The sequence below is a fragment of the Bradyrhizobium sp. LTSP885 genome, from assembly GCF_000938305.1.
Taxonomy (GTDB): domain Bacteria; phylum Pseudomonadota; class Alphaproteobacteria; order Rhizobiales; family Xanthobacteraceae; genus Bradyrhizobium.
This window is the reverse complement of sequence record NZ_JYMT01000033.1, coordinates 74,886-87,505: the sequence shown is the minus strand read 5'-3', so window position 1 is coordinate 87,505 and position 12,620 is coordinate 74,886. Positions and strand designations below refer to the sequence as shown.

Annotated in this window: 11 protein-coding genes; 1 reads left to right on the top strand and 10 read right to left on the bottom strand. The window is 63.7% G+C overall.

Features of this window, described 5'->3' with window-relative positions; genetic code table 11:
• Position 1: 1 nt before the first annotated feature.
• From UP09_RS20555 to UP09_RS37065, 8 genes are all read right to left on the bottom strand, one after another.
• Positions 2–1,972, bottom strand: a complete 1,971-nt coding sequence (locus UP09_RS20555) for a methyl-accepting chemotaxis protein (RefSeq protein WP_044540097.1) — start codon at positions 1,970–1,972, stop codon at positions 2–4.
• 208 nt (positions 1,973–2,180) lie between these two features.
• The gene (locus tag UP09_RS20550; RefSeq protein ID WP_044540096.1) at positions 2,181–2,414 is read right to left on the bottom strand and encodes a DUF6894 family protein; all 234 of its coding nucleotides are present in this window, start codon (positions 2,412–2,414) and stop codon (positions 2,181–2,183) included.
• Between the two features lie 147 nt (positions 2,415–2,561).
• Positions 2,562–3,161 (bottom strand): hypothetical protein, encoded by a 600-nt coding sequence (locus tag UP09_RS20545; RefSeq protein WP_044540095.1) that lies wholly within the window; start codon positions 3,159–3,161, stop codon positions 2,562–2,564.
• Positions 3,162–3,347: 186 nt separating this feature from the next.
• Complete coding sequence (acuI, locus tag UP09_RS20540; protein WP_044540143.1) at positions 3,348–4,334, bottom strand: acrylyl-CoA reductase (NADPH); 987 nt, start codon at positions 4,332–4,334, stop codon at positions 3,348–3,350.
• Between the two features lie 45 nt (positions 4,335–4,379).
• Positions 4,380–5,624 carry an MFS transporter gene (locus UP09_RS20535; RefSeq protein ID WP_044540094.1) on the bottom strand — a complete coding sequence of 415 codons (1,245 nt, stop codon included), beginning with the start codon at positions 5,622–5,624 and terminating at the stop codon, positions 4,380–4,382.
• 283 nt (positions 5,625–5,907) lie between these two features.
• Positions 5,908–7,383 (bottom strand): cell wall hydrolase, encoded by a 1,476-nt coding sequence (locus UP09_RS20530; RefSeq protein WP_044540093.1) that lies wholly within the window; start codon positions 7,381–7,383, stop codon positions 5,908–5,910.
• Positions 7,384–7,689: 306 nt separating this feature from the next.
• Positions 7,690–10,617, bottom strand: coding sequence for a pyruvate, phosphate dikinase (ppdK, locus tag UP09_RS20525; protein WP_044540092.1), 2,928 nt, complete (start codon positions 10,615–10,617; stop codon positions 7,690–7,692).
• A gap of 90 nt (positions 10,618–10,707) precedes the next feature.
• Complete coding sequence (locus tag UP09_RS37065; protein WP_082070214.1) at positions 10,708–10,863, bottom strand: DUF3096 domain-containing protein; 156 nt, start codon at positions 10,861–10,863, stop codon at positions 10,708–10,710.
• A gap of 270 nt (positions 10,864–11,133) precedes the next feature.
• On the opposite strand from UP09_RS37065, the gene UP09_RS20520 reads away from it, so the two are divergent.
• Complete coding sequence (locus UP09_RS20520; RefSeq protein ID WP_044540142.1) at positions 11,134–11,490, top strand: DUF1236 domain-containing protein; 357 nt, start codon at positions 11,134–11,136, stop codon at positions 11,488–11,490.
• A gap of 154 nt (positions 11,491–11,644) precedes the next feature.
• Here the strand turns inward: UP09_RS20520 and UP09_RS20515 are convergent, their stop codons facing one another.
• Together UP09_RS20515 and UP09_RS20510 are read right to left on the bottom strand one after the other, a co-directional pair.
• Positions 11,645–12,016 (bottom strand): GFA family protein, encoded by a 372-nt coding sequence (locus UP09_RS20515; protein ID WP_044540091.1) that lies wholly within the window; start codon positions 12,014–12,016, stop codon positions 11,645–11,647.
• A complete protein-coding gene (locus tag UP09_RS20510) occupies positions 12,013–12,618 on the bottom strand; it encodes a class I SAM-dependent methyltransferase (protein ID WP_044540090.1) in 606 nt (201 codons plus the stop codon). The genes UP09_RS20515 and UP09_RS20510 overlap by 4 nt, the downstream gene beginning before the upstream one ends.
• Positions 12,619–12,620: the final 2 nt, after the last annotated feature.

Sequence of the window (12,620 nt, the reverse complement as noted above, 5' to 3'; positions counted from 1 at the left end):
ATCACGCGGCGCGGACGCCGTCGAGGAAGCGCGCGACCTCGAGCTTCAGACGATTGCTGTCACGCGACAGCAACTGGGCGGAGCTGTGAACCTGCGCCGACGCCGCGCCGGTTTCTCCGGCACCGCGTTGCACCTCGGCAATATTGCCGCTGACCTGCACGGTGCCCTGTGCAGCATTCTGAATGTTGCGCGAGATCTCCTGCGTGGCAGCACCTTGCTCTTCCACGGCGGCAGCAATGGTCGAGGAAATCTCCGACATCCGGCCGATCGTGTCGCCGATCTCCTTGATCGCAAGCACCGAGTCCTGGGTCGCAGCCTGGATACCGCTGATCTGCTGGCTGATCTCACCGGTCGCTTTCGCGGTCTGCTCGGCAAGCGCCTTGACCTCGGAGGCGACAACCGCAAAGCCGCGGCCGGCCTCGCCGGCGCGTGCCGCCTCGATCGTGGCGTTGAGCGCCAGGAGATTGGTCTGTCCCGCGATCGTATTGATCAATTCGACGACGTCGCCAATGCGCGCCGCCGCCCTCGACAACTCGCTCACGCGATGATTGGTCGTCTGCGCCTGACTGACGGCCTCGCTGGCGACGCGCGCGGATTCCTGCACCTGGCGGCTGATCTCGTTGATCGACGAGGTCATCTCCTCGCTCGCCGATGAGACCGACTGCACGTTGGTCGAGGCCTCCTCGGAAGCCATTGCGACAGCGGAGGCAAGTTCCTGCGAGCGCTCGGCCGACCGGGTCAGCGTGTCCGCCGAGGCTTCCAGTTCGGTGGCCGACGACGATACGGTTTCGACGATCTCCCCGACCGCGCCCTCGAAGGCGTCGGCGAGCTTGCACATGTCCGCCTTGCGCCGTGCGCCCTGGAGCTGCTCGGCCTCAAATTGCTCCGCGCGCAGGTGATCCGCCTCGATCTTGTTGGTCTTGAATATCTCTACCGCGCCGGCCATCTCGCCAATCTCGTCGCTGCGGCCAAGGCCGGGAATCGTGATCCGGACGTCGCCGCCGGCGAGTCGCGTCATCGCGTCGATCATGCCGGTCAGCGCCGTCGAGATCGAACGGCCGATCACGAACGACAGACCGAGCACGAGGAGCACGGCCAGCACGAAAGCTCCGAGCATCCAGATGCCGGTCTGTTCGCGGGTTGCAACCTCCGCCGCATCGGCCTGCTGGCGCATCCGCTCGACGCCGTCGCCGACCTCGACCATTAATGGCTCGAGGGCGCGGAACGTCTTCATCATGCCGTCGTCATAGATTGCAATCTGCCGTGCCGTTTCGGCCCAGGCCATGAAATCCTTCTGGTATGCGTCGAACTTGCCGTTGATGTCGTCCATTGTGTCGGATGGAATGGCCACGAACGACAACGCGCTGGCGAACTCGACAGCGGACTTCTTCAGCTCGGCGACATATTTCGGATCGCGCCGCAACATGAAGTCCTTTTCGTTCCGCCGCATCATCAGCATCCAGCTCATGAGGCGCGGATCATCGACCTGCTTGACCTTCGCCTCGACGTCATGAACCGCCGTGCGCAGCGAGCCCGTCAGGCCCAAGGTCTCATTCAGGCCAAGCCTGGTTTCCGCGGCCACCGTCGCGTTGAAGTCAGCGACATAGGCTTTGAAGCCGTCGCGGGCACGCGTGGCCCTGTCGAGCAGGTCAGTCATGCCACCGGCCCGCATCTGCGCCTGCAGGCGCTCGAAATCGCGATCGATCACGACGACCAACCCGGCATGCGCCTTGGCATAGGATTCATTGCGGCGCTGCTGAAAGTTCTTCTCGCTCCTGCGCGCCTCAAGCATCTCGATCGATATCTGCTTGTTGAGGTCGAAGATCGCGCGGGCATTTTTCGCGACAATGCGCGAGGCATCCTGCGACCGGTTACCAGCCTGATAGATCACACCGCATGCCAGCAGGCCGACGAGACCCGCCGCACCGATAGCCATGATCTTGTGCGTCAGACGAATGGAAATACCGCGCATGAAAATGTCCTGACCGCTCGTCTGTCCGGAATCGGAGCGAGTAAATGCATAGCAATCAGGCAAATCTAGCTTGTTCGTTTTTATGCTTCGTTAACTGTGCCACTTGGCGGGAATTGTGCCGTACAAATACGGACAAGATGCGGATCGCGGCACGAAGGCATCATGAGGGGCCGTCTCGAAGGCGACATGCGTCATGCCGCGAGGAGACTTAACTCACCGATTCCGCGACGAGGCGAATCCTGAACACCGGCTTCCTGCCCTCATCGAGCAGTTCCATATGCCATTCGCTGTCTTGCTTGAGATTGCGCGAGATACTGCCGAGGAAGTTGCTGCACACTTTCGTCATCTCGGCCCAGGCTACCTCGCGGCTCTCAAATTCCGTCGCCTGATCGGACGCGCCGGCGTAATCACCATGACTGATCCGAAAAAAATACATCGCCATAAGTCTACTCAAATGCAGGGGGCCAACGCCCGCCTCGTCCGCAGACGTTGAACATTGAGTAGCTACCAACGCATGAAGGCCGCCATCCGTATGACTACGGCTTGGCGGCCAATATTGATTGCCGTGCGGAAACCAGGAGCTGCGGCGTCAGTCGGTCGAGCGGCGCAATTCCGGCGCGCTCTCGGTCTTGGCCGGCTCGGACTTGGTCTCGGATTTGACCGGCTCGAGCTTGTTGCTCTCGACGCGTGGCGTTTCGACGCGTGCCGTCACTTCGGTGCGCGATGCGTCGGCCGAACGGGTCTGCTCGGGCGCACGAAGCGAGCGCGGCCGCGCCACTGCGCGCGCCATCAGCATCTGCTGGCCGCCCTGGTGATGGAATTCGCAATAGGCGAAGCCCATGCCGGAGACCGAACCGCGGAAGGAAACTTCGTCGTGCTTGTCGAGATTGAAGCAGGGTTCGAACGGCACGCCCTTCAGCGAGGCGCAAACGCTCTGGCCGCGGACCTGCAGCGTGTTGCCGGGCAGGCGCACATGGCGGACCGGACCCGAGCCGGAGAACTGGATGGAGCCGGTGGCGCCCATATCCTCGTTGATGCGACCGGCACCGCGGGTGCCATCGAAACAGGTGAAGGCGAACACCTTGCCGGCGACGAATTTGCGGGCCTCGTCGGCGTTCATCATGCCAGCGAATGCCGGCACGACCATTGCTCCGGCCGTGACGGCCCCCAACACCAAACGCGCAAGCATGCAACTACTCCAACTTACGAGCGCGGGCCCCCGCTCCTTGTTTGAGCACGACTCCTGCGAGAACGCTTTCGGCGTCTGCACCGGGGAAACGAGCCCCCGGATCATGCTGCAAGTCTCTTTACCCGCTGCTTACCATACCAACCGTGGCAACATTGGAGCAGCTTGGTTGGTAAAGTCTGAACGTCCTCAGACTATTTTTACCACGATCCGGCCGCGGACCTGGCCGCCGAGAATTTTCGAGCCGTAGCCGATGACATCGTCCAGCGAAATTTCGTGAGTAATATCAGCGAGTTTTGCCTTGTCCAGATCGCCGGCAAGGCGGCGCCAAGCGGTTCTCCGCCGCTCGATCGGGCACATCACCGAGTCGATGCCGAGAAGGCACACTCCCCGCAAAATGAAGGGCCCGACCGACGACGGCAGGTCCATACCGGCCGCCAGACCGCAGGCCGCGATGGCACCGCCATACCGGGTCATGGACAGCAGATTTGCGAGTGTGTTGGACCCGACGCTGTCGACGCCGCCGGCCCAGCGCTCCTTCGCAAGCGCCTTGGCCGGGCCTGACAGTTCGGCGCGGTCGATGACCTCTGATGCACCGAGCCCTTTCAGATAGTCGGCCTCCGACGTCCGCCCGGTGGAGGCGATGACCTGGTAGCCGAGCTTCGACAACAGTGCGATCGCGACCGAGCCGACGCCGCCGGCGGACCCTGTAACCACGACCGGGCCGCTCTTCGGGGTCAGGCCATGTTTCTCCAGCGCCAGCACCGAGAGCATCGCGGTATAGCCGGCGGTACCGATCGCCATCGCGTCGCGCGCCGAGATGCCATCAGGCAGCCGCACCAGCCAATCGCCCTTGACGCGGGCCTTTTCGGCATAGGCGCCGAGATGGGTTTCGCCCATGCCCCAGCCGTTGCAGACGACCTTATCGCCCGCCTTCCAGTCGGGATGGCTGGATTGCTCAACGGTGCCGGCGAAGTCGATACCGGCGATCATCGGGAACCGGCGGACCACCGGCGCCTTGCCGGTCAGCGCCAGCCCGTCCTTGTAGTTCAGCGTCGACCACTCGACCCGCACCGTGACGTCGCCGTCCATCAGCTCGGATTCGTCGAATTGGGTGAGCGCGACGGTGGTACCCTTGTCCGCCTTGTCGATCCTGATCGCCTTGAACGTTGCCACGATGTGCACTCCCGGAAATTCTGGTTTCGGGGGATGTTTAACCCATCAGGCAGGCTGCGCAACCGGGCGTGCGACCGGTGCTTCGACGATCGGCAGGTTGATCAGCGCCGACAGCACGCCGAACACCACCGAGAGCCACCAGATCGGCGTGTAGGAACCGAATTTCTCGAACACGATGCCGCCGAGCCAGACGCCGAGGAAGCCGCCGACCTGATGGCTGACGAAAGCGAAGCCGTACAGCGTGGCAAACCAGCGCGTGCCGAACATCAATGCCACCAGCGCCGAGGTCGGCGGCACCGTGGAGAGCCAGGTCAGGCCGGAGATCGCACCGAACGCGATCGCCGAGAAGGTCGTGATCGGGAACGAGATGAACGCGATGATCGACAGCGCGCGGGTCAAGTAGATCACCGAGAGGATATAGCGCTTCGGGAACACATTCTGCAGCCAGCCGACGCTGAGCGAGCCGATGATGTTGAACAGGCCGATCGCCGCGATCACCCAGCCGCCGCTCGACGCCGGAATGCCGCGATCGGCGAGATAGGCCGGCAGATGCACCGTGATGAAGGCGAGCTGGAAGCCGCAGGTGAAGAAGCCGAGCACCAGCAGCACGTAGGAGCGGTGACCAAAGGCTTCCGCAAGCGCGGTCTTGAACGATTGCTGATCGGCGGAGGGTACTTTGCTGGTCTCGACCGGCGGGGTCGAAAGCGCCAGCGACAGCGGCACGATCAGGAGCATCAGCATGGCGAACACCATAAGCGCGGTCTGCCAGCCAAAATTGTCGATCATCGCGACGCCGAATGGCGCGAACAGGAATTGGCCGAACGAGCCGGCGGCGGTGCCCGCCCCGAGCGCGAGGCCGCGCCGCTCCGGCGGCAGCAGCTTGCTGAACGCCGACAGCACCAGGTTGAACGACGAGCCCGACAGGCCGAAGCCGATCAGCACGCCGGCGCCGACATTGAGCGACAGCGGCGTTGCCGAGTAGCGCATCAACAGCAGGCCCGCGGCGTAAAGCAGCGCGCCGACTACCATCACGCGAAGAAGACCAAATCGGTCGGCAATCGCGCCGGCGATCGGCTGGCCGAGACCCCACAGCAGGTTCTGGAATGCCAGAGCGAGGCCGAACACGTCGCGGCCCCAGGCGAATTCGCGGCTCATCGGCTGTATGAAGAAGCCGAGGCTGGAACGGGGACCGAAGCTCAGCATCGCGATCGCGCAACCGCAGACGATGATCACAAGCGGCGTGCGCCATGTGCCGGAGGTCGGACGAAGGTCCCCGGTGGTTACAGCCATCTGATCATCCCCCCGCAACTGCAAGCGCAGGGCAAACGCCCCGCACAACATTACAGGGAGTTAATGCAACTGCATGAAAATCCCAAGGGGGCGCGGAGAACAATTTTTCCCTGCAGGGCAGCTCTGCGAAATTCTGGGACTGTCATTCCGGGGCGCGCCAAGGCGCGAACCCGGAATCTCGAGATTCGTTGACGCTTCTGCCCACCACGTCGGTCCCTCAACATCGGGATTCCGGGTCTGGCCCTACGGGCCATCCCGGAATGACGCGGTGGCTTAGTGGCAGCTATCGTTTCGCGCTGACCTGCTCGGCCGAGCTTTGCGCGGCTTCGGCGAGCTGGGCCGAGATCGCCGCGGTTTCGGCAGGGTTGCCCCAGCTCGGCGCATCGCTGCCGTCGCCCCAGGCGCGCGGACGATAGAAGGTATGGACGCCGAACTTGTACATCTTCTTCATTTCGCTGACCCAGGACGGCCGCACCCAATAGGCGTGGTAGTGGGTCGAACGGTCGACTTCCGGCAGCCACAATTTACCGTCGAGCATCGCCTTCGCAATCTTCTTCGCGCGGTCCCACATGTCGGGCTCGCGGATCACGTCGGGCGTGTTGTCGCATGCAAAGGTGAACTGACAGGCGTAATGGCGGTTCTTGTTCTGGTAGACCACGCCGCACACGGTCTCCGGATATTTGCCGGAGAAGGCGCGGTTCAGCACCACCTGGGCGACCGCAATCTGGCCGCGCACGGCTTCGCCGCGGGCTTCGAAATAGACTGCTTCGGCCAGGCACTTTTCCGACTTGGCGCGCGACTTCTCGTCGAGCAGGCCGAGCCGCTCGGCTGGAGTCTTGGTGCGCTGGTTGTCGGAATTGACCTCGCCCTTCGGCGCGATGCTCTCGCCCATCTCGCCAGCCTTGACCGGGCCGTCGGCATCGACCGGCAGCGAGGCCATCACCTTCATGTCGGGATCCGGCACCGCCGCCGGCGCAACAATGGTCGGCGCCTCGCCCGGCTGCCAGCGCTCCATACTCTCGGGCGAGCCGAGCGACGAACCGAAGAACAGGCTCGAGGTCTGGAACGAGAACGCCTCGTGCGGCGGCGTTACGTGGGTGACGGATGCCGGCGCCGCTGGCACAACCTTCCGATCATCGAGCGGGTCGGCCTCGAGTGACATCGAGACATCGTATTGCGGCAGCGCCGCCGAGTATTGCGGCAATGGCGGCGCGCGCAGCGCCTCCTGCAATTCGGGATCGAGCGGCGCGCTGTCAGCCGGTGCCTTGTCGGCAGTCTTCATGCCCCTGACGGACGAATTGGAGGTTGCGGGGTCTTCGTTCGTTGGTGCGGCGTTTGCGGGCGCGGCGGGCTCCGTCGCGTCGGGTTTTGCGACGACGAGACGATCGCCCTTCGACGTGCGGTCGACCTTGGGGAAATCCGAGGCCTGGTAGCGCGGCGGCGGCGTCGCGATCGGATTGCGCGTCACGGCCCCCGTGATATCGATGCCCTGATTGTCGAGGCTTGCGAGACGATAGGTTGCAGTCTCCGGCAACGACGTTCCGATCGGATGGCCGAAGCTATAGGTCGCGACCTGGATGGAACCGACCGCGGACGCGAACACGCGCTTCTGCCAGCGCTCCGCGACGCCCGGCTGGCGCGCCAGCAGTGAGGCGATATCCTGATATCCGATCTCGGTCGGCATCAACGCGAAGATGCTGAGACCTAAACCGAAGAGCGCAAGCCGTGCGCTCTTCGGCTGGTTACGCAACACAAACATCGTACGCTCACGCAACACTTACTGAATGCAGTCGAATGCGGTCCATCCGCGCAATTCGACCTTTTTTGTTGCTAACGTGTTTAGGTTGCCGCGGGGTTAATCGGCGTTGCGCGCCCGCCACACGCAAGTGATCGCGGTCTTTCTGCGCATTGCATCAAGTGTGTTGGTAAATGCGCGGACGATGAGAGTGGTAAATATCCGGTCAACGAAGGTGATGAAGAAAGTCTTGCGCGATCGACACTGACGGCAAATGCAAAAATGGCCGGGACATTGTCCCGGCCATTTTCGTTGAAGATTGCGCGTCACTTACGCCTGGCTTGCGACCGCCTTGCCAAGTGCGGCCTGCGCCGCGGCGAGGCGCGCGATCGGCACGCGATAGGGCGAGCAGGAGACGTAGTCGAGTCCGACCTCGTGGCAGAACGCCACCGACGCCGGATCGCCGCCGTGCTCGCCGCAGATGCCGACCTTGAGGTTCGGCCGCGTCTTGCGTCCGCGCGTGACGCCGATCTTGACGAGCTCGCCGACGCCGTCGCGGTCGACCGAGATGAACGGGTCGATCGCGAGGATACCCTTGGCGACGTAGGTGCCGAGGAAGCTCGCGGCGTCGTCACGGCTGATGCCGTAGGTGGTCTGCGTCAAATCGTTGGTGCCGAACGAGAAGAACTCCGCGGTCTCCGCGATCTCGCCGGCCAACAAGCAGGCGCGCGGCAGCTCGATCATGGTGCCGACCTGATAGCTCAGCTTGGCGCCGGTCTCCTTCATCACCGCCTTGGCGGTCGCATCGATCCGGGCCTTGACCAGGTCGAACTCGGCCTTGGTCGCGATCAGCGGCACCATCACCTCGAGGCCGACGGCCTTGCCGGTGCGCTTGCCGGCTTCGACCGCGGCCTCGAAGATCGCGCGCGACTGCATCTCGGCGATCTCTGGATAGGCAATCGCGAGACGGCAGCCACGGAAGCCGAGCATCGGGTTGAACTCGGAGAGCTCGCGAGCCCGATCGGCGAGCTTGCGCGGATCGGTGTTCATCGCACGCGCGACTTCCTCGATCTCGGCCTGGGTGTGCGGCAAGAACTCGTGCAGCGGCGGATCGAGCAAACGGATCGTGACCGGCAGCCCCTTCATGATCTCGAACAGCTCGACGAAGTCGGCGCGCTGCATCGGCAGCAGCTTCGACAGCGCGGCGCGGCGCGACTGCTCGTCCTCAGAGAGGATCATCTCGCGCACGGTGCGGATGCGGGTCTCCTCGAAGAACATGTGCTCGGTGCGGCAGAGGCCGATGCCTTCGGCACCGAACTTGACCGCGGTGCGCGCGTCATCGGGCGTATCGCCGTTGACGCGAACGCCGAGCTTGCGGACCTGATCGGCCCAGCCCATCAGCGTGCCGAACTCGCCGGACAGTTCCGGCTCGATCATCGGCATGCGGCCGGCCAGCACCTGCCCGACCGAACCGTCGATCGTGATGACGTCGCCGGTCTTGAAGGTACGCGAACCGATGCTCATGGTGCCGCGGCCGTAGTCGACGCGGACGGTGCCGCAGCCGGAGACGCAGGGCTTGCCCATGCCGCGCGCGACCACCGCCGCATGCGAGGTCATGCCGCCGCGCGTGGTCAGGATGCCTTCGGCGGCGTGCATGCCGTGGATGTCTTCGGGGCTGGTCTCGATGCGGACCAGGATCACCTTGCGTCCGTCGGCCTGCAGCTTGGCGGCTTCATCCGATGAGAACACGATCTCGCCCGAAGCGGCGCCGGGCGATGCTGGCAGGCCGGTCGCGATCACGTCGCGTTTTGCACTCGGATCGATGGTCGGGTGCAGCAGCTGATCCAGCGACGCCGGATCGATCCGCATCACCGCGTCATTTTTGGAGATCAGGCCTTCATTGGCGAGTTCGACCGCGATGCGCAGCGCCGCCTTTGCGGTTCGCTTGCCGCCGCGGGTCTGCAGCATCCACAGCTTGCCCTGCTCGACCGTGAACTCCATGTCCTGCATGTCGCGGTAGTGCTTCTCGAGCAGCGTATAGATCCGCGTCAGCTCGTTGAACGCCTCGGGCATCGCGGCTTCCATCGACAGCTTGTCGGAGCCACTATCCTTGCGCGCCTCTTCGGTGATGTCCTGCGGCGTGCGGATGCCGGCAACGACGTCCTCGCCCTGTGCGTTGATCAGGAATTCGCCGTAGAGCTTGCTCTCGCCGGTCGAGGGATTGCGCGTGAACGCAACGCCGGTCGCCGAGGTCTCGCCCATATTGCCGAACACCATCGCCTGCACGTTGACGGCGGTGCCCCAGGATTCCGGAATGTCGTGCAGCCTGCGGTAGGTCACCGCGCGCGCGTTCATCCAGGATGAAAACACCGCGCCAATCGCGCCCCACAACTGGTCGTGCGGATCCTGCGGGAAGTCGTGGCCGGTCTCCTTCGCCACCGCTTCCTTGTACTTGCCGACCAGTTCGACCCAGTCGTCGCCGGTCAAATCGGTGTCGAGCGTATAGCCCTGGCCGTCCTTGAAGGTATCGAGGATGTCCTCGAAGTGATGATGCTCGAAGCCGAGCACCACGTCCGAATACATCGTGATGAAGCGGCGATAGCTGTCAAAGGCGAAGCGGCGGTCGCCGGAGAGTTCGGCGAGCGCTTCGACCGTCCGGTCGTTGAGACCGAGATTGAGCACGGTGTCCATCATGCCCGGCATCGAGGCGCGCCCGCCGGAGCGGACCGAGACCAGCAGCGGGTTCTTGGCATCGCCGAACGACTTGCCGGCCAGCTTGCCGACATAGTCGAGCGCCTTCTCAACCTGCGCTTTCAATTCCTTCGGATAGGTCTTGCCGTGTTCATAGAAATAGGTGCAGACCGAGGTCGGGATGGTGAAGCCGGGAGGCACCGGCAGACCGAGATTGGCCATCTCCGCGAGGTTGGCGCCCTTGCCGCCGAGCAGATCGCGCAAGCCGGCCTGGCCCTCAGCTTTACCGTCGCCAAACGTATAGACCCACTTGCCTGCCTTGATTGCAGCAGGCGCAGCCTTCGTTACAGCAGGCGCAGCCTTGATTGGAGCGGGCGCAGCCTTGGCAACAGGCGCCTTGGCGGCGGGCTTTGCAGCAGGCTTGGCGACCTTCGGCGCCACCTTGGGCGCGCTCTTCTTCAGCGCCTTGCGGGCCGGCGGCGCAGCCTTGCGGGCCGGCGCAGAGGCCTTTGATTTCGCTGCCATTTTCTGGGGAGCTTTCTTGGATTTCGCGACGGCTTTGGCCATGTCAGACAACAATCCGTAAAGAGGGGTCGAAGATGCGCGCTTACACCATTTTGAGGGGTCCCGCGCAAGCCGCGAAACCCCGCTTTCCGGCTAGATGTGCAGCCAATGCAAGAGTCCCATTCCAACCAATCCGATGAAGATCAGATAGATCGCGACGATGAAATTGAGCAGCCGCGGCATGACCAGGATCAGGATGCCTGCGATCAGGGCAACGATAGCGGGCACATGCGCAGCGGTGATGACCATTTGAAATTTCTCCGGCTGTTTTCAGGGCGTTCGACAGGACATTCGAATCGAGGGCGGCAGTTATCCGCCGGGGGAGTTCCGACATCAAGACGCCTGTCGCGCCAACAGGTTCCCTCGCTCACGAAATTTGCACGAAATTGCCGCGTATATGGCAGTGATTTTTCCGGAACGTTGCCACATCGGATGAATTGGCTCGGCATGCGTGCTGGCGAATGCCGGCGTCTTCCAGTGTGAAGGAAGTCTTGCAGTGTGAAGGAAATGGAGCAAGCCATGCGAAACAGAATCCTTGCCGTTGCAGCGGTTGCCGCCGCGATCGCTATGCCCGCCACTGCCGCACAGGCGCAAACGGTCGGCGTCGCGCGCGGCGGTCCGGTCGTGGTTGACGAGAGCGAAGGCATCACGGTCGAGCAGCGTCCGGCGTTCCGCGAATACATAGTGAGCGAACGCGTGCCGACCTACACCATTCCGGATCGCGTCGTTGTCGGCAACTTGCTGCCGGAGGCCGGCGTGATGACTTACGACGTGCCGCAGCGGTTCGGCGCGACGCCCTATCGCTACACCGTCGTGAACGGCGAGACCGTGCTGGTCGAACCGCGCTCGCGTCGCATTGTTCAGGTGGTCGAATAGCCAGCCCCGCGATCCCTGAACGATGAGTCCGGGCGCCGCGCAAGCGGATCTGCGCGAAGATCGACCGGACCAGAAAGCCCCGCCCGGCCTCCCCTCCGGGCGGGGCTTTTCTACCTCGCTGCGAGCTGTGGTCGCCAATCAGGAATCGCTTCTCTCACCTGTCCACGACCCAGGTGTGGCGGCGCTGCGTGTAGACCGATAGTGAGGGCGCCGGAAAATCCGGGTCCGCGAAAGCGCCGACCGCAACGGCAATGACGTCGGGCGCGCGCCCAGGCTCCCAATAGACCGACGATCCGCAGGTCGGGCAGAAATGAAACACCACCGCAGAGCCGCTGTCGCCGATGCGGCTGTATTGCCGCGCCTCGCCCTGCGGCTCGACGTCGGCGCGGCGAAAGAAGGCGGCGATGCCATAGGTGCTGCCAGTTCGCTTCTGGCACTCAAGACAGTGGCACAGCGCGATCTTGGCTGGCTCCTGGTGGCAGGTCACCGAGAGCTGCCCGCAGGCGCATGTCGCGACCCTTGTCATGCCAGCCTCCCGCCACTCTTGCGTGCCACCAGCCGGTGAATCGTCTTGGCCGAAGACACGCTGACCAGCTCCTCATCGAGCAACAGGTGCGTCGCCTTGAGTTCGGCTCGCACCTGCGTCGCATCGAATGCCGCATACAAGCGGCCGTGCGCATCGCGCAGGTCGGCGCCCTCGGTGACGCGCCAGCTCAGATAGAACACGCCGCCGGGCTTCACGATGTCGAGCATGCGGCGCACCGACGGCGCGATCAGCGCGTGATCGAGATGCATGATCACAGTCTCGCACAGCACATTGTCGAAACTGCCGGAGGCGATGCCGGATAGCTCGGGCAATTCTGCACGCGTGAAGCGGGCTTGCGGATAGCGCGAACGGGCCTCCGTGAGCAGGCCCTCGGAGGCATCAAAACCTTCGGCCGGATAGCCGTTGGCGTTCAGCCACGCCACCTCGCGGCCGCTGCCGCAGCCGATATCGGCGGTTAAGCCGCCCTTGATGAAGAAACGGGCGACGATCTCTTGCAGGTCGACCGGCGCCGGCTGGTCGTGCCAGTCCTGCGCAAACGCCGCCGCCTCCTTGTCGTAAGCGGCGAGCGTTGCGTGGTCCATCG